Annotated in this window: 15 protein-coding genes; 14 read left to right on the forward strand and 1 reads right to left on the reverse strand. The window is 60.9% G+C overall.

Annotation, left to right across the window (positions count from 1 at the left end):
• The first annotated feature begins 352 nt into the window (after positions 1–352).
• The 6 genes from ACRCJM_RS09100 to ACRCJM_RS09125 all read left to right on the forward strand — a co-directional run bounded on the left by ACRCJM_RS09100 (position 353) and on the right by ACRCJM_RS09125 (position 9047).
• Entirely contained in the window at positions 353–1699 is a 1347-nt protein-coding gene (locus ACRCJM_RS09100; RefSeq protein ID WP_431464668.1) for a M50 family metallopeptidase, read from the forward strand.
• A gap of 131 nt (positions 1700–1830) precedes the next feature.
• Complete coding sequence (gene ispG / locus ACRCJM_RS09105; RefSeq protein ID WP_185173294.1) at positions 1831–2994, forward strand: flavodoxin-dependent (E)-4-hydroxy-3-methylbut-2-enyl-diphosphate synthase; 1164 nt, start codon at positions 1831–1833, stop codon at positions 2992–2994.
• Between the two features lie 21 nt (positions 2995–3015).
• Positions 3016–4209: a GNAT family N-acetyltransferase gene (locus tag ACRCJM_RS09110; RefSeq protein ID WP_431464669.1), complete on the forward strand. Its 1194-nt coding sequence runs from the start codon at positions 3016–3018 to the stop codon at positions 4207–4209.
• 219 nt (positions 4210–4428) lie between these two features.
• The gene (locus ACRCJM_RS09115) at positions 4429–6123 is read left to right on the forward strand and encodes a hypothetical protein (RefSeq protein WP_431464670.1); all 1695 of its coding nucleotides are present in this window, start codon (positions 4429–4431) and stop codon (positions 6121–6123) included.
• Positions 6124–6336: 213 nt separating this feature from the next.
• Complete coding sequence (locus ACRCJM_RS09120) at positions 6337–8136, forward strand: proline--tRNA ligase (protein ID WP_431464671.1); 1800 nt, start codon at positions 6337–6339, stop codon at positions 8134–8136.
• A gap of 110 nt (positions 8137–8246) precedes the next feature.
• A complete protein-coding gene (locus tag ACRCJM_RS09125) occupies positions 8247–9047 on the forward strand; it encodes a TSUP family transporter (protein ID WP_431464672.1) in 801 nt (266 codons plus the stop codon).
• Here ACRCJM_RS09125 and ACRCJM_RS09130 read toward each other — a convergent pair.
• Complete coding sequence (locus ACRCJM_RS09130) at positions 9044–9940, reverse strand: hypothetical protein (RefSeq protein ID WP_431464673.1); 897 nt, start codon at positions 9938–9940, stop codon at positions 9044–9046. The two genes, ACRCJM_RS09125 and ACRCJM_RS09130, sit on opposite strands and share 4 nt — an antisense overlap.
• Before the next feature lie 165 nt (positions 9941–10105).
• Here ACRCJM_RS09130 and rimP point away from each other — a divergent pair, with 165 nt between their 5' ends.
• The 8 genes from rimP (at position 10106) to ACRCJM_RS09170 (ending at position 18182) form a co-directional block, all read left to right on the forward strand.
• Entirely contained in the window at positions 10106–10705 is a 600-nt protein-coding gene (gene rimP, locus ACRCJM_RS09135; RefSeq protein WP_431464674.1) for a ribosome maturation factor RimP, read from the forward strand.
• 135 nt (positions 10706–10840) lie between these two features.
• Positions 10841–11881, forward strand: a complete 1041-nt coding sequence (gene nusA, locus ACRCJM_RS09140; protein WP_431464675.1) for a transcription termination factor NusA — start codon at positions 10841–10843, stop codon at positions 11879–11881.
• Positions 11882–12074: 193 nt separating this feature from the next.
• Positions 12075–12296 carry a YlxR family protein gene (locus ACRCJM_RS09145; protein ID WP_272878328.1) on the forward strand — a complete coding sequence of 74 codons (222 nt, stop codon included), beginning with the start codon at positions 12075–12077 and terminating at the stop codon, positions 12294–12296.
• A gap of 229 nt (positions 12297–12525) precedes the next feature.
• A complete protein-coding gene (gene infB, locus ACRCJM_RS09150; RefSeq protein ID WP_431464676.1) occupies positions 12526–15402 on the forward strand; it encodes a translation initiation factor IF-2 in 2877 nt (958 codons plus the stop codon).
• Positions 15403–15645: 243 nt separating this feature from the next.
• The gene (gene rbfA, locus ACRCJM_RS09155) at positions 15646–16083 is read left to right on the forward strand and encodes a 30S ribosome-binding factor RbfA (protein WP_431464677.1); all 438 of its coding nucleotides are present in this window, start codon (positions 15646–15648) and stop codon (positions 16081–16083) included.
• A gap of 3 nt (positions 16084–16086) precedes the next feature.
• The gene (gene truB, locus ACRCJM_RS09160) at positions 16087–17124 is read left to right on the forward strand and encodes a tRNA pseudouridine(55) synthase TruB (protein WP_431464678.1); all 1038 of its coding nucleotides are present in this window, start codon (positions 16087–16089) and stop codon (positions 17122–17124) included.
• A gap of 12 nt (positions 17125–17136) precedes the next feature.
• A complete protein-coding gene (locus ACRCJM_RS09165) occupies positions 17137–17511 on the forward strand; it encodes a hypothetical protein (protein ID WP_237692981.1) in 375 nt (124 codons plus the stop codon).
• Positions 17512–17759: 248 nt separating this feature from the next.
• Entirely contained in the window at positions 17760–18182 is a 423-nt protein-coding gene (locus tag ACRCJM_RS09170; RefSeq protein ID WP_431464679.1) for a hypothetical protein, read from the forward strand.
• Positions 18183–18238 lie beyond the last annotated feature (56 nt).

Consider the following 18238-nt stretch of genomic DNA (forward strand, 5'->3'; position numbering starts at 1 on the left):
TAGTTTGCCCGATGAAGCAAAATAGGTATGGTAAATGCTTAAAAACGCTAATGTGTACTATTGTGTAGTATTTCTCCATGTCAAAGCGACTATTCTGGGCTTATGGCCCCTTGCGGGGTACCTGCCCCCTGCCCGAATGAGGCAGAGAAAACCCCTCTTTAACACTTTGTGACGTAAAGGCTTTTTTGACTCAAAAGTAAAGGTAAAAACCACCTCAAAGACCCACCTGCCCTACCTCTTTGTGGGCAAATTCTAAGGCCCAGTAAAGGGACAGCTCCCAGCCCCATAGCGTACTCTGGCAGATGACCTGCCCAAGCACCCCGGGCGCCGCATCTACAAGGAGCACCCCCGCGTGACTGTCCTACTGTTCATCATCGGTGTAGTGCTGATGGCCCTGGCTATCGCCGCATCTATTGCCCTACATGAGCTGGGGCACCTGGTGCCCGCCAAACTCTTTGGCGTGCGTGTACCCCAGTACATGATTGGCTTTGGCAAGACGATCTTCTCCTGGCGGCGCGGGGAAACCGAATACGGCTTCAAGGCCCTGCCCCTGGGTGGCTACATCTCCATGATTGGCATGTACCCGCCCGGCAAAGACGGAACGGACGGGCGCGCCGGTGGCACCAGCCCCCTACAGCAGCTTGCCCGCGAAGCACGGGCGGCGGACGCTGAACGTATCACGGAGGCTGACCAGGGCAGGCTTTTCTACCAGCTGCCGGTCTACAAGCGCATCATCATTATGCTCGGTGGGCCTTTCATGAACTTGCTCATCGGTGTGGTGGCAACCATGGTGCTGGTCACCGGTTTTGGCTCCTATCAGCCGACCACCAGCGTCCAGACCGTTGCCCAGTGCGTGCAAACCGTGGACTCCACTAACGCCAACACAGCCAACTCCACCGAATGCGGGGTCGAAGACCCCCAGTCACCCGCTAACGCAGCGGGCCTGCAACCGGGGGATACCATCACCGTCTTTGCCGGGCAGACCATTACCAGCTGGGACCAGCTGACCGAGATCATTCGCACTAACGCCGATACCGAGGTGCCTCTCACCGTAGAACGCAGTGGGCAGAGCCTAGAGCTGACCATCACCCCCATGCTGACCGTGCGCCCCATCTACGACGAGCTGACCGGAACCTATCTGACCAACTCCGACGGCAGCTACCAGACCCAGGAGGTTGGCTTCGTTGGTGTCAGCCCCTCCAGCCAGCTCACCCCCGGAACTATTGGCGAGGTGCTGCCCACAGTTGGTGAATCGCTAGAACGCATTGGAGCGACCCTCATTAAGCTACCCGCCCGCGTCTACGGGGTGGCGGTCACCCTGGTCACCAACGGCGAGCGTGACGCCAACAGCCCTGTCTCTGTCGTGGGTGTAGGTCGTATCGCCGGGGAAATCGCTGCCCATGACCAGATCATTCTGCGCGATAAGGCAGCCTCCTTGGTGTCCCTGGTCGCCCAGATGAACCTCATGCTCTTTGCCTTCAACCTCATCCCCCTGCTGCCCCTCGACGGTGGGCATGTGCTGGGCGCCCTTTGGGAGGGCTTCCGCCGCAAGAGTGCCAAGCTGCTGGGTCGGCCCGACCCCGGCCCCTTCGACCCCGTCAAGCTCCTGCCCCTGACCTACCTGGTCGCTGGTGCTTTCTTGCTGATGACCGTGATTTTGGTAGCCGCCGATATCTTCAAGCCGGTGAGCGTGTTCTAGGAGCTGAGTAGGTGGGGCGTCCTTGCCCCTGTGTGCTTTAGCTCAACCGCTCTTTGAGCTGAAGCGTGGCACAATAGATAGTTGAACAGGTGCGCATTGACCGCACCGCCAAAGAACCTTTGGAGGAAGATTTGACCTCGGTCGCCCTTGGAATGCCCGCTGCTCCGCCGCCCGTTTTGGCCCCGCGCCGTAAAACCCGCCAGTTTAAGGTCGGTAGCGTAGGCGTTGGCTCAGAATCTCCTATTTCGGTGCAGTCCATGACCACCACTAAAACCCACGATATCGGTGCGACCCTGCAGCAGATTGCCGAGCTAACGGCTGCCGGTTGCGATATCGTGCGCGTTGCCTGCCCCACCGATAAGGACGCAGAAGCCCTGCCCATTATCGCTAAGCAGTCCCAGATTCCCGTGATTGCCGATATTCACTTCCAGCCCAAGTACGTCTTTGCCGCCATCGAGGCTGGCTGTGGCGCTGTGCGCGTGAACCCCGGTAACATCCGTAAGTTCGATGACCAGGTCAAAGAAATCGCGGCAGCCGCTAAGGACCACGGCACCTCCATCCGCATTGGTGTGAACGCCGGATCGCTCGATAAGCGCCTGCTGGAAAAGTACGGTAAGGCCACCCCCGAGGCTCTGGTTGAGTCAGCTGTCTGGGAAGCCTCCCTCTTTGAAGAGCATGGCTTCCAGGACTTCAAGATTTCGGTCAAGCACAATGACCCCGTCATTATGGTTGAAGCCTACCGGCAGCTGGCTGCCGCAGGGGATTGGCCCCTGCACCTGGGCGTCACCGAAGCAGGCCCTGCTTTCCAAGGCACCATCAAGTCGGCTACCGCCTTCGGTGCCCTGCTGTCAGAGGGTATTGGCGACACCATCCGCGTCTCCCTCTCGGCTCCTCCGGTGGAAGAGGTCAAGGTCGGCTCCCAGATTCTTGAGTCCCTCAACCTGCGCCCCCGCAAGCTCGATATTGTTTCCTGCCCCTCCTGCGGCCGTGCCCAGGTGAACGTGTGGGAACTGGCAGAAAACGTCACCAAGGGCCTGGAAGGCATGAAGGTGCCCCTGCGCGTGGCCGTCATGGGCTGCGTTGTGAACGGCCCCGGTGAAGCTCGTGAAGCCGACCTGGGCGTAGCTTCTGGCAACGGCAAGGGCCAGATTTTCGTCAAGGGTGAGGTTATCAAGACCGTGCCCGAAGAAGACATCGTGCAGACCCTGATTGAAGAGGCCAACCGTATCGCCCGTGAGATGGAAGAACGCGGCGAAATCGACCTCTCAGGCGAACCCACCGTTTCAGTCTCCTAAGCAGCTGAAGAAAAGCCCACCGTGACCGTCTTTTCACGTTTCTCCCGCGGGGCAGAAGATGCCCTGATTCGCCCCCTCACTAACGATGACCGGGCGGAGCTTGAAACCATGATTGCCTCGGACCCGGTGGGCTTTCTCTTTGCCGCCGAACACCTGCATCACTTTGGCCTACCAGCCACTAGTGCCCTGACTTCTTTGAAAACCCCCCACGGTTTCATGGGAATTTTTGCCCCCCGAGATCTCCCCGGGGAATGGGGAAGCAAGGACGCCCCCGCCGGCTCGGCTGCGCACCTCACCGAAACCGTGGGGGAGAGACTACCTGGTCGTGTGCGTTCTGCCCTAGAGGGGCTTCTTGCGAAAGCTGCTACCAAAGTGGGCAGCTCAGCTGGAGCCCACTTTGCCGAGGAAGCTACCGTTCCACGCGCTGCCATGCCGGGGCTGGCAGAGACCTTGGCCCCGGCGTCCGCGTCTCTATCGGGGCCTGTCGAACCCCGCTACTGCCTGGTCGGTGCCTTTTGGCTGGGAGCTAACTGTGTACCGCTGACCGTACCCGAGCCCTACCAACGCCAGGTAGCGGCGTACATCTGGCGGCACAACCGTCGTATCGGCTCCATCTTTGGGCACAGCGAACCTGTGCTGGGTATCTGGTCCCACCTGGCTTCCCGTATGTCCACCCCCTTTGACGTGCGAGAAAACCAACCCCTGCTTGAGCTACCGCCAGCAGCTGACCTGAGTGAGCTCGTCCGTGCTCCTCTCACCCGCCCCTCCCTGGGCGCTCCAGCCATCACAGAGCCGGTGCGCTGGGCTCGAACTGACGATAGACCCAGCCTGTTGCGGGCCTCTGTTGCGATGTTTACTGAAGAGGTGGGTTACGACCCCATGACGCGCGACCCGGCCGGTTATACCCGCCGCATCGACGAACTTACCCGCACCGGACGAACCCTGGTCGCTGTTAACAGCGAAAATGTGGTGATTTTCAAGACCGACCTGGGCCTAGCTCACGACTCCACCTGCCAGCTTCAAGGGGTTTGGTTGCACCCTGCCTATCGCGGCCAGCGCCTAGCCCCCGTGCTCCTGGCTCAAGCCTGCCACCTGATTCGCCAGCGCTTCCCCCACCTATCCCTCTACGTCAACGAGTACAATGCTCCAGCTCGCGCCCTCTACGAGGCAACAGGCTGGCAACAGCGCTCAACCTTTGCCACGGTGTTGTTTTAGGTCAGAGCTGTTCCCTCGCGCTGTTTGTACCGCGCTGCTATTAGCAGACATATCCCCCCAGTGGGGCCACACTTGTCCCCTAAATGGTCGGTTTCTTCCCTGTGCATAAGCTGGTAGTTTTGAGGGTGCACACTTTTTACTCTGCATCGCAGGCCTGAAGCCCCACCCACCTCTTTCAGGCGCAGAGCACTTGATCACCACAAACTTTTAGGGAAAGCATTGAAGAGCCTTCGTACACCTCTTGGCGTATCCACCCTCCTCGGCCTTTCGCTGACCATGGCTCCCGGCGCCTTTGCCGCAGAGGCCGTAACAGTGGATACCACCACCCCCATCGGCGCTTACTGGGAAAAGAATAAGGACGCCCTCGGCGCAGCAACCGGCGCCCAGCAGACCTTCGCCAACGGCGCTACCCAGCAGACCTTCGAAAACGGTGTTGTCACCCAGGGCAAGTACGGCGGCGTGCAGGCAGTAACCGGCGCGGCCGGCGAAGCCTTCATGAAGGCCGGTGGTGCTGAGAAGTTCGGTAATGCTGAGTCAGCCCCCTGGAAGCACAGCCACTGTGGCCTGTCCATCACCACCCACGACGGCAAGACTCGCTGGCTCGTTGTGCTGGATGAAAAGACCCAGGCTGGTTCCTACATCAACCTCAACTCTGCTGAGGCCAAGACCTGGCAGGCAGAGCGCTCCAAGACCCGCGCCTGCTTCACCAACAACGCCGTTGTTGAAACCACCCCTGTCCTGCCTGAGACCCCGGCAGAACCTGTTGCACCCGAGACTCCCGCTGAGCCCGAGGCCCCGGTTGCGCCTGAGGCGCCTGCTCAGCCTGAAACTCCGGTTGCACCCGAGGGTCCCGCTGAGCCTGTAGCTCCTGAGACTCCTATTGAGCCCGAGACTCCGGTTGTCCCCGAGGTTCCCGCTGAGCCCGTAGCCCCCGAGACTCCTGCCGAACCCGAAACCCCTGCTGAGCCCGAGGCTCCTGCCGACACCAACTTCGGCGATGCTGCCAACAAGATCGCCGATGCCCGCGCAGTTGCCGCCGCTAACGGTGTTGCCGTAGCTGAGACCGGTGGCGAACTGACCCAGGCAACCGCTGACCTGGTCACCCAGGACTTCGGCGGCAACGTCTCTGCCATCTACTCCGTTGCCCAGGACCGTGCGCTCATGATCAACACCGATGCGCTCGCAGCCTACCTGGCTCAGCCCGCTGAGTACGGTACCTACCTCTACCAGAACGAGTACACCAAGCACTGGAAGACCGGTGCCCTAGAACTGCGGGCCCTCTTCTACAACACCACCGCTGAGCAGTGCTCTACCCCCGTTACCTGGGATGACCACGGCTACGCCCTGTACTCCACCGGTACCGCTGTTATCTCCCACTACTTCATCCAGTACGACGACTACGGCACCTGCATCAACTGGGACAACCAGACCACCGCATCCCCCGTTACCTGGGGTGCCGGTCTGATGGATCGCACCGCAACCGGCACCGAGATCGATGCCACCTACGACTGGTCAGCAGCTAAGTTCATTCCCCTGCAGCAGGTGCTTGAACTGCGCGTAGACGCTAACAAGGTGGTCTACATCAAGGCCGATGCCCAGGGTAAGCCCCTGGCTGGCGCCCAGCCCTTTGAGTCCTCAGCCCTGACCGAGGCTCTGAACCTGGCTGACCGCGGTCGTTTCTCCTCCTACAATGACTGGGCTAACGGCAGTAACTGGAACATCTGGAACGAGATGACCATGCTGGGTGCCCCCGTTGCTGAGGCAACCGAGGCAACCGCTAACGGCACCACCATTGTCACCCAGCAGTTCGAGGGCGGCACCCTGGTCTGGACCAAGGGAACCGCTTTCATGACCGCTGAGCTCAACGACCTGGGCCAGGCAAAGCTGGCCTGGTACAACGCTCTGAGTCTCTAAGCTCCTGGGTTTTCGCAGAACCTTCTGCGCGGACGCCGGCCCCCACCTCCTTGCCCGTAGGCAGGGGGGGTGGGGGTCGGCGTCCTGTCATAAGCACCATCGGTGCAGTGGGTACACGTTCAGTCAGTTGGCGGTAAACTGGTAGGTAAATATGCCCGACTCGGCCAGGTTGCCGGGTAGAGCGGGCCCCGTACGAGAGAAGCGAGAAATCACTTGGTCCAGCGCCTGTCACACCTGTTCCTGCGCACCCTGCGCGAAGACCCCGTCGACGCCGAAGTAGCGAGCCACAAACTGCTGGTTCGTGCCGGTTACATTCGCCGTGCCGCCCCCGGCGTGTACACCTGGTTGCCTCTGGGACTGAAGGTGCTGGGCAAGATCGAAAACATCGTGCGTGAAGAAATGAACGCTATCGGTGCCCAGGAAGTCCACTTCCCGGCCCTGCTACCCCGCGAACCTTACGAGGCTACTAACCGCTGGGAAGAGTACGGCGATAACCTCTTCCGCCTGAAGGACCGCAAGGGCGCAGATATGCTGCTGGCCCCCACCCACGAGGAAATGTTTACCCTGCTGGTCAAGGACCTCTACACCTCTTACAAGGACCTACCGGTTTACCTCTACCAGATTCAGACCAAGTACCGCGACGAGGCCCGCCCCCGCGCTGGCCTGCTGCGCGGCCGCGAGTTCATTATGAAGGACTCCTACTCCTTCAACATGGATGACGAGGGCCTAGAAGAGGCCTACCAGGCCCACCGCGCCGCCTACATCAAGATTTTTGAGCGTCTGGGTCTTGAGATCGCTATCGTTCAGGCCCAGTCCGGTGCCATGGGCGGCTCCCGTTCCGAGGAGTTCCTGCACCCCACCCCGATTGGTGAGGACACCTTTGTGCGCTCCGAGGGCGGCTACGCTGCCAACGTTGAGGCTGTGACCACCGTGGTGCCTGAGCCCGTGGACGCATCATCAACCCCGGCTGCCCGTGTTGAGCTGACCCCCGACTCACCGACCATCGAAACCCTGGTTGACCAGTCCAATACTCTGCACCCGCGCGAGGGCGAGCCCTGGACCGCCGCCGATACCCTCAAGAACGTGGTGCTGGCTGTTATCCTGCCCGACGGTACCCGCCAGCTGGTTGCTATCGGCGTACCCGGCGACCGTGCTGTTGACCTGGGCCGCGTTGAGGTTAATGTTGGTGCCCTGCTGGGCGTTGGTGGCGAAGTTGAGGTTGAAGCTGCCAGTGAAGAGGACTTCAAGAAGTTCCCGGAGCTGGTTAAGGGCTACATTGGCCCCGGCCTGACCCTGAATGAGAAGCTGCTGGGCGTTGAGTCAGCTACCGGCATCCCTTACTTCGTTGACCCCCGCGTGGTTGAAGGCTCAGCCTGGATCACCGGCGCTAACGAGGATCAGAAGCACGTCTACGATCTGGTGCTGGGTCGTGACTTTGAAGCTGACGGCGTGATTGAGGCCTGCGAGGTGCGCGAGGGTGACCCCGCACCGGACGGCTCCGGCCCCCTGATTGCTGCCCGCGGTATCGAGATGGGCCACATCTTCGCCCTGGGCCGCAAGTACGCAGAAGCCCTGGGGCTGAAGGTACTGGACCAGAACGGCAAGCTGCAGACCGTCACTATGGGCTCCTACGGTGTGGGCGTCACCCGCGCCCTGGCTGCCATTGCCGAGGGTAACCACGATGAGAAGGGCCTGATTTGGCCCCGCAACCTGGCACCTGCCGACGTTCACGTGGTCATGACCGGTAAGGGCACCGAGGTCGCTGAGGGAGCAGAGCAGCTGGTTGCCGACCTTGAAGCAGCCGGCCTGGATGTCATGTTCGATGACCGCCCCAAGGTATCTCCCGGGGTTAAGTTTGGCGATGCTGAACTGCTGGGTGTACCCACTATCGTGGTGGTCGGTCGAGGTTTTGCCGAGGGCAAGGTCGAAATTAAGGACCGCCGCAGTGGCGAGGCCCGCGAGGTCGCTGTTGAGGACGCCGTAGCAGAGCTGCTGGCTGAGATCCAGCGCTAAGCACCCCAGGTAGGTACCATCTACGTCAGAAAAGACCACGAACTAGCTGGTCATTTCCGACGTAGGTGGTACCTTGTGCTTTAACCCCACTTTCAGGAAAGGCCTATAGCGTGTTAGAAATTCTTGGTCTTGAGGCCCTTGGCCTAGAACCGTTCACGCTACTTCTGCTCCTGCTAGCGGCTCTGGCTGCTGGATGGGTGGACGCCGTGGTCGGCGGCGGTGGCATGATTCAGCTTCCCGCGGTGCTCATGGTTCCGGGGCTATCGCCAGTGCAAGCCCTGGCTGTTAATAAACTGGGGTCTGTCTTTGGCACCCTTACCAGTGCCGCAACCTACCTGCGGCGCACCCCGGTCGATGTGCGCACTGTGCTGCCAGCGGCGTCCTTGGCCTTTGTGACCAGCATGGGCGGGGCCCTGGTTGCCACAGCCCTGCCCGAAGAGCTCTTCAAACCCATCATTGTGCTAGCTCTACTGGCTGTGCTGGTCTACACCGTCTTCAAGCCGTCGCTGGGTGAGCTTACCCAGCTCAAACACCAGGGCCTGAAACACCTGATGGTGGGTCTAGGCATCGGTGCAAGCATCGGTTTTTACGACGGTCTGCTCGGGCCTGGTACCGGCTCTTTTCTGATGATGGCTATGGTGTCTTTGATGGGCTATAGCTTCTTGCAGGCAACTGCCCAGACCAAGATTATTAATGCCGCTACCAACCTTGGAGCCCTGGTGCTCTTTGCGGTGGCAGGCCAGCAGGTCTGGGTTCTTGGCCTGCTTCTGGGTATGGCCAATATGGTGGGTGGCTACCTTGGAGCACGCACGGCTCTGGCCCGTGGAAACGGCTTTATCCGCTGGATGATGATCGCGGTGGTGAGCGCCCTCATTATCAAGCTGGGTGCCGATATTCTGGGGTCCCTTTAAGCGGCAAGCTCCTGGCTGTCGAGGGCCAGAATGAGGGCGAGAGCTTTGATGTCGTCCGCCGAGGTGGCAAGCGTCTGGTCAGCTAGGGTTGCTCTCGCATTCTGCTCAAGAGCCGCGGTGAAGTCGGTGAGTTGCTGGGGTGCGTCCGCTGCTTCGGCGAGGGGGTAGGACGCCGCCGGCGCCTCAAAGGCCCCGTAGCAGGTCAGGACGGGGGCAGCTAGCTGCCCTATGCGGTCTGTAGCGAGTGCCAGCTGAGCAGCCTGTTCCGCTACGGGTGCATAGCCCTGCTCCGCCCGGGCAAGATACACTTCGCTAACGTAGTTGAGCTGGTAGATACTCTCTTGCAGGGGAAGCAGCGAGGCAGGCTGGGCTACCTGCCCAGCGGTAGAAGAATCAGTGACGCCCGCAGTAAGTTGCTCATCACCGCAGCTGTAGCTAGTCACTTGCTCTAGCTCATCGGAGAGAGCGTCAGGGTAGGCCTGCTCAGTCAGCTCGTCCTGCTGGGCCGCGCCCCACACATCAACAACGGCGGTGAGAGCCCGGGCCCGATCACCGGCGTCCTGGGTTGTAAAACCTACCTCAAGCAGGGCTGAAACCGTGCTCTGTAGCTGCTGTTCAACAGGCTCATAGTCCGTGACAGTCACATCTTGAACCGCGGGAGCCAGGGACTCAAGAGCGCTCTGGCTTGCCTGGCTCAGTTCGGTCTTGCCCGAATCATCGGCAGCCTGCTGCAGGGCGGTCAGCTGGGCAGCCATGGTGCTCTGATCGAGAAGCTCGGCCCTCACCTGCTCTGCCTGGCGCTGTGAAAACCACCCGAGGGCAAGGAGCACCACCAGCAGGCCAGCTAAAAAAATGGCAGCGAGTACCGGGGCCAGACGGACAGAGCGATTCATAGGGAGCAACCTTCCACACGATAGAGGCGGGCTAAAGCCCACCTCCCATTCTGCCAAAAAGTCAGCTACCCCGCCCGCCCTCAGCGAATTCCCGGCAACGGGGTTAGGTGCGAGTGATAGGCTTGAATAAATCTACTTGCCCCTCAACGTCAGGAGTTACGCGCGATGGCATCACCCAAAGCCAGCAAAAAGGACGCCCCCAACGCCCGCGAGCGCCGGGCCGCTGCCCGCGCTGAGCAGGGCATTACCCAAAAGGCTCCCGCAGGTAGCTTTGTGAGTGTTGAGGGTGTGCGCGAGGCCGTCACCCAGGTCGTGGAGCAGGACTTCAAACTGGTGCTGGAGAAACTGACCGCTAGGGGAAGCGGGGCTAACCGTACCCTGGAGATTGTGGTGGACTACCCCGAGGACCGCACCGATGCCCTGTCACTCGATACTATCGCTGAGGTGTCGCAAGCCCTATCGTCTGCCCTGGATGTGGCTGACGATGGCGAAGTGCCCTACTCATTAGAGGTTTCCTCCCGCGGTGTGACCAGCCCTCTGGCTGAGACCCGCCACTGGAAGCGGTCTATCGATCGTCTCATTGAGATCACTGAGACCGGGGGAGAGAAGTACCTGGCCCGACTCGATTTTGTGACCGAGGAAGGCCCGGTCCTGCGCCGGAAGAAAGAAACCAAGAAGGGCCAGCCCGAGAGCTACCGCGATGCCGTCACCCTGCCCTGGGTCACAATTTCTGCCGCAAAGGTAGAAATTGAATTCAACCGCTAGCAAGTACTCGCTAGAATAAAGAAACAAGACCACAACTCAATACTTTTGAGGCCGCGTGCCTAGGCGCGCGAACATACACCGCAAACGGTGCCGGAGCTTTTTGCCCCGGCACCGTGTTACACGGAAGGGCCAACCATGGACATTGATTTGAGCAACCTCCGCCTGCTCGAAAAAGAGCGCGACATCTCAATCGACAACCTGATCCCGATGATTGAGAGCGCCATCCTGCTGGCCTACCAGAAGCAGCCCGGTGCCATCCGTGGCTCACGTGCAGAGCTTGACCGCACCAGCGGTAAGGTCACTATCTGGGCTCCTGAACTCGATGAGAACGACCAGCAGATCGGTGAGTTCGACGATACTCCCAATAACTTTGGTCGTATCGCGGCTTCTACTGCCCGTCAGGTCATCCAGCAGCGTCTGCGCGATGCCCAGGATTCAGCCGTGCTCGGTGAGTTTAAAGACCGCGAGGGTCAGCTGATTTCAGGCGTTATTCAGCAGGGCCCCAACCCTCGCATGATTCACGTCGACCTCGGCACCCTTGAAGCTGTTCTCCCTACCGCCGAGCAGGTACCCGGTGAGCGCTACGCCCACAACACCCGCATCCGCGCCTACGTACTAGAAGCCAGGCGTGGTCCCAAGGGTCCCTCCATCGTGCTTTCCCGCTCCCACCCCAACCTGGTGCGTCGCCTCTTTGAGCATGAGGTTCCCGAAATCGCCGATGGCTCAGTTGAAATCATGGCCATTGCCCGAGAAGCCGGCCACCGCACCAAGATTGCTGTACGCGCCACCAAGCCCGGTGTTAACCCCAAGGGCTCGTGCATCGGCGAGATGGGTGCCCGAGTTCGTGCGGTGATGGGTGAGCTCAACAATGAGAAGATCGACATCGTTGACCACTCCGAGAGCCCCGAAGAGTTCATTGCCGCAGCTCTCTCACCGGCTCAGGTCAGCGAAGTTACCGTCACTGAACGCAAGACCTTCTCAGCCCGTGCTATCGTGCCCGATGACCAGCTATCCCTAGCCATCGGCAAGGAGGGGCAGAACGCCCGTCTGGCCGCTAAGCTCACCGGCTGGCGCATCGACATCATCTCAGCCTCCAAATACGAAGCCGCAATGGCAGCAGCCGGAGCAGCCCAGGAAGAAAGCGTTGAAGAAACGCCCGAAGCTGACGCTGAATAAGAGAGCTGACTAACATATTTGCCGTTAGCCCCCGCAAGGGGGCTAAACTGGTCTATAGAGGTCACATCACCATAGAGTGCTCATGACTGGTCAGTAGCCAGCCATGCCTGCCAGCTCGCGCTCATGAGCTGGCCGTAAACAGGTCAACAACACGAAGGGAGCGCCCCAGCTGCACACCCCCGTCCGCACCTGCATTGGCTGCCGAACCACAGCACCCGCCCACGACCTCGTCCGTATCGCCCTGACTCAGACTGAACCACCGCGTGCAGTCTTTGACCGGGCCAAAAACCTCCCGGGGCGTGGAGCCTGGCTCCACCACACACCCGAATGCCTTGCCCAAGCGCTCAAAAAAAATGCGCTCGCCAGGGCCTTTAGAACCCGGGTCGAAGCCAAGGAACTGGTGATCCCAGCATAGTGGGGCACCGGTTCAACCCCGCCAGGGGTGGCGAACCAACAATGTCAACGAGTTTGACGACTTACTGTGTACGAAAGCGAGTCAGAAAACTGATGGAAACCCGATGAGTGCCGCGCAATGAGTACTTTCCTGTGCTCGCCCACCGGCAAAAACCCAGCTGCAACCCAGCTGACACCTCATACAAACTGAAGGTTCGCCCCTGTTCGGTGCGAACCAGAACAGGAGAAAAGTGGCTAAGCCCCGCGTTCACGAGATCGCTAAAGAACTCGGAATCCCCTCAAAAGAAGCTGTCGCAAAGCTTCAGGAACTTGGCGAGTTCGTCAAGGGTGCATCATCTACCCTTGAACCGCCCGTTGTAAAGAAACTGCGTGCCGCCTTCCCCAAGGCTGCTGCCTCTGCAGAGGCTCCCGCAGCCGAGAAGAAGGACGCCGCAGCCCCCAAGGCAGCAGCTCCCAAGCCCGGTGCATCCGCACCTAAGCCTGGCGCAGGTGCTCCTAAGCCCGGTGCCGCAGCTCCCAAGCCTGCCACCCCGGCAGCTCCTGCTGCCCCCAAGCCCGCAGCTGAAGCTGCACCTGTCGCTGAGAAGAAGGAAGCCGCCGCGAAGCCCGCTGGCCCCCGCCCCGGCAACAACCCCTTCTCAACCACTCAGGGTATGTCTGCTCCTAAGCCGGCAGCTCCCAAGCCCGCGGCCCCCAAGCCTGCTGGCGCTAAGCCCGGCCCCCGCCCCGGCAACAACCCCTTCGCCCCCTCACAGGGCATGGGCAAGCGCAACGACCGTAATGACCGCGGCGAGCGTTCAGGCGGTCCCCGCCCCGCAGGCGGCCGTAACGCCCGCGGTAATAACCCCGGCGGCCCCCGTCCTGCCGGTGCAGGTGCCGGTGGCCCCCGACCCGCAGGCGGACGCAACAACGCACCTCGCCCTGCAGGCGCTGGTGCTGGCGGCCCCCGTCCTGCTGGCGGTGCACCCCGCCCCGCACCCGCAGGTGGCGGCAACCGCCCCTCACCCAACATGATGCCCACCAAGATGAGCGGTAATGTCGGTGCCCGTGGCGGTGCCGGTGCTCCTGCTGGTGGCGGCCCCCGTCGCGGCTCAGGTGGTCCCGGCGGCGGTAACGGTGGCGGCGGCTTCAACCGCGGTCCCGGTCGCGGTGGCCCCGGCGGCGGTCGCGGCAACGCCCAGGGTGCTTTCGGTCGCGGTGGCGGCAAAAAGAAGAAGGGCAAGACTAAGTCAGCTCTGCGTCGTGAAGAGCAGCTGCGTCAGCCTACCATCGGTGGCGTAGCCGTACCCCATGGCGACGGTACCACCGAGATTCGTATGCGTCGCGGTGCCTCACTGATGGACTTCGCCGAGAAGATTGGCGCAAACGCCGCAGCCCTGGTGACCGTTCTGATTCACCTGGGTGAAATGGCGACCCAGACCCAGTCCCTCGACGAGGAGACCTTCGAGCTGCTCGGTGCCGAACTTGGCTACGTCGTCAAGATTGTCTCCCCCGAGGACGAAGAGCGCGAACTGCTCGAATCCTTCGACATCAACCTGGCTGCCGAAGCCGAGGCTGAGGACGACGAAGTACTTGAAGTACGCCCGCCCGTTGTCACCGTCATGGGTCACGTCGACCACGGTAAGACCCGTCTGCTCGATGCCATCCGCAACACCAACGTCATCGACGGTGAAGCCGGCGGCATTACCCAGCACATCGGTGCTTACCAGATCCACACCGAGGTTGATGGCGAAGAGCGCTACCTGACCTTCATCGACACCCCCGGTCACGAGGCCTTCACCGCCATGCGTGCCCGCGGTGCCAAGGTCACCGACATCGCGATCCTGGTTGTCGCAGCGGACGACGGTGTTATGCCCCAGACCGTTGAAGCCCTCAACCACGCCCAGGCCGCTAACGTACCGATCGTTGTTGCCGTCAACAAGATCGATAAGGAAGGCGCTAACCCCGACAAGATTCGCGGTCAGCTCACCGAATACGGCCTGGTACCCGAAGAATACGGTGGCGACACCATGTTCGTAGAGGTCTCAGCCCGCCAGGGTAAGAACATCGACGAACTGTTGGCAGCTGTCACCCTGACCGCCGACGGCGCACTGGAACTGAAGGCTAACCCCAACAAGGAAGCCCGCGGTGTAGCCATCGAAGCTAACCTCGACAAGGGCCGCGGTGCCGTCACCACCGTCCTCGTCCAGTCCGGTACCCTGCGCGTTGGCGACGCCATCGTTGCAGGCTCCGCCTATGGCCGCGTTCGCGCCATGTTCGATGAGAACGGCAACAACGTTGAAGAAGCTGGCCCCTCACGCCCCGTTCAGGTACTGGGTCTCAACACCGTACCCCGTGCAGGCGACACCTTCCTCTCCACCGAAGAAGAGCGCACCGCCCGCCAGATCGCTGAAAAGCGTGAAGCAGCCGACCGCAACGCCCAGCTGGCCAAGCGTCGCAAGCGCGTTACCCTCGAATCCTTCGACGCCGCCGTGGCCGAAGGCAAGATGGACACCCTCAACCTCATCATCAAGGGCGACGTCTCCGGTGCTGTTGAAGCGCTGGAAGAGTCCCTCATGAAGATTGAGGCAGGTGGCGACGAAGTTCAGCTGCGCGTCATCCACCGCGGTGTAGGTGCTATCACCCAGAACGACGTCAACCTGGCAACTGTCGATAACGCAATCATCATCGGCTTCAATGTGCGCCCCGCCGAACGCGTGGCAGAACTTGCCGACCGTGAAGGCGTAGAAATGAAGTTCTACTCCGTCATCTACCGCGCTATCGAAGAAGTCGAAGCTGCCGTCAAGGGTATGCTCAAGCCCGAATACGAAGAAGTCGAACTCGGTTCTGCCGAAATCCGCGAGGTCTTCCGCTCCTCCAAGTGGGGCAACATCGCAGGTTCCATCGTCAAGACCGGCATCATCAAGCGCAATTCCAAGGCCCGCCTGGTACGCGACGGTGCGGTTGTCGCCGATAACCTCACCATCGAATCCCTGCGCCGCTTCAAGGACGACGCCACCGAAGTACGCGAAGGCTACGAGTGTGGTATCGGTCTGGGCTCCTTCAATGACATCAAGGAAGGCGATGTCATTGAAACCTGGGAGATGCAGGAAAAGCCCCGCGTCTAGGCTTCTACCTGGTTGATTATTAAGGACGTCGGCGGGCGGGACGCCCCACCTGCCGGCATCCCTTAACACCAGACCCGGCCAGCCGGATCTGGGGTATTCAGCCCCGTAGGCCTACTGGGTAAGCAACCTAGCTCTTCAAAAGCACCCTAGGATTCGCGCCAGCCGCCAAGATAGCAGCTTCGCCGCGAACCCTAGGGTGCCTTTACACTTAACATAGACACCTCTCTAGAGAAGGAGAACATCATGGCAGATCCGGCACGCGCCGCCCGCCTAGCAGACCGCATCAAGGTCATCGTTGCCCAGGCCCTTGAACGCCGCATCAAGGACCCCCGCCTCGGCTTCATCACCGTCACTGACGCCCGCGTCACCAACGACCTGCAGCACGCCACCATCTACTACACCGTCTTCGGCTCGGAAGAAGAGCAGGCCTCCACCAAGGCCGCCCTCGAATCAGCCAAGGGCATCCTGCGCTCAGAAGTTGGCAAGAACATTACCGCGCGTCTGACCCCCACCCTCACCTTTGTGCCCGACGAAGTGCCCGTCAACGCAGCCCACATCGAAGACCTGCTGCGCAAGACCAAGGAACGCGACGCCGAACTGGCTGCTGCCCGTGAAGGCGCCGAATACGCCGGTGGCGAGGACGCCTACAAGAACACTGACACTGAGGAAGACGAAGCCTAAACCGTGGCCAAGAAAGCACCTACCGGGCCCTCGGGCCTGATCGTTGTTGATAAACCCGCCGGATTAACCAGCCACGATGTGGTTTCCAAGATGCGGTGGATTGCTGGCACCCGCAAAGTTGGGCATGCTGGAACCCTCGACCCCATGGCCACGGGGGTGCTCATTCTTGGCGTCAATAAGGCAACCCGCCTACTGACCTGGGTGGTGGGGGAGACTAAAACCTACACCGCCACAATTCGTCTTGGCGTCTCCACCCTCACCGACGACGCGGACGGCGACGCCACCGCTATTGCTCAAGAGGGTACGCTAGCGGCCGTGAGCGAGGACGCCATCAGGCGGCACATCGCCGAGCTTACCGGCGACATTATGCAGGTACCCTCTGCTGTCTCTGCTATCAAAGTGAACGGGGTGCGGTCCTACGCCCGCGTGCGCTCAGGGGAAGACGTAGAGCTCGACGCCCGCCCCATCACCGTGCACTCTTTCGATCTGCACCAGATGCGTCCTTCCACCGCTAGCTACCAGCTAGGCGACGAAGAGATGAGCGCCGACGTCCTCGACCTCGACGTTACCGTTGTATGTTCAGCAGGTACCTACATCCGGGCCCTAGCCCGCGACCTGGGTGCCGCCCTTGGAACCGGCGCCCATCTTACTGCCCTGCGCCGCACCGCCATCGGCGACATCCGCGCCGAAGACGCTCACACCCTCGACGAACTCATCGCTGGGCGGGAGGCAGAACAGCCAGCCCCGCTGCTGCCCATCGAAGAGGCAGCCCGCCGTCTCTTTGAGGTCCGTCAGCTCACCGCAGCCGAAGCAACCGACCTCGCCAACGGCCGCCGTATTAGCCCTACTGAAGGCAGCGCGCCAGCTAGCCCCAGCCGCACAACCGGCTCCACCGGCGGGCACGACAAACCCACCACCGACGGCATTAGCGCAGCCTTCGCCCCGGACGGTACCCTCGTAGCCCTCATCGAAAACACCCGCTTCCGCCGCGAAAACGTCGCCGCCCCCGTGCTGGTCTTCGAAGCCGGTCGAACCTTCTAGGAGCCCCACACCATGATGATTGCCGGACTCGACCTCTGGTTCTGGATTAGCCTTGCCCTTGGTACCGCCTCTTTTCTGATCTGCCTCACCAGATTCCTCCGCGGTGCTGCCCCCGATGACTGGTCGCAGGGTTCAGTCATCGTTCTTGAAGCCTTCCTGATTGTTTACCTGGTTGGCTCCATCATTATGCAGACCCTCACAGACGGGCCTAGTGGCGACTGGCTCGAATACTACGGATATCTGCTCACCGCCATGATCATTCCAGTAGGAACCTTCATCTGGTCCCTGGCCGAACGCACCCGCTGGTCAACCCTGGTACTAGGGTTAACCGGGCCGGTGCTGATTATCATGGTGCACCGCATGAATATGCTCTGGTACTACTATTAGGGCGGTTTGGCAGAGACACGTAAGCGCAGGACGTGCGCTCTTGCCGACTAACCTTCTTGGGCTCGCGCTGGGGCGCTCACCCAATTCATGTAGCCTCGCAGGCTCGGCTGATTCGCGAAGATTTCTTTTTCGCTTTGCGGAAATGCTCGCTCATCCCAGCCAGTCGGCTACAAGCGCACGCCCTGCGCTTAAGGCCAGAAATGCCAATAAGAGCAGCATCAACATTGCATGGGAGATGGAAGAAGACAATGGAGCAAACACAGAACAAAGCTGCCGCTACGAAAAACAGTGGCTTCGGCCGCCTGCTCGTGGTGATCTACGGTGTCTTTACCCTGTCGGCGGGGGCCCGGGCCCTCTACCAGGTCATCCGTAAGTTCGATGAAGCCCCGCTTTCCATCAGCCTGTCAGCTCTCTCAGCCCTCATCTACCTGGTTGCCACTATCGCCCTGGCCAAGAAGGGGGAGGGGGCATGGAAGGTCTCGCTGCTTGCTGTCGGTATCGAAATGGTTGGTGTGGTCCTCATCGGTATCTTCTCCTACCTGCAACCCCAGCACTTTGAACTGGCCTCCGTCTGGTCTCACTTTGGCTCCGGCTACGGCTATATCCCTTTGGTTCTCCCCATGGTGGGCCTCTGGTGGCTCAACAAAACCCGCCCTGCCCGCACCCGCTAGAGGCCCGCGTCCGTCCGCCCCTCAGCAGAAGCCCCCAAATACGCGTAGTATAGACA

This window comes from Rothia sp. L_38 (genome assembly GCF_050689125.1).
Taxonomy (GTDB): Bacteria; Actinomycetota; Actinomycetes; order Actinomycetales; family Micrococcaceae; genus Rothia.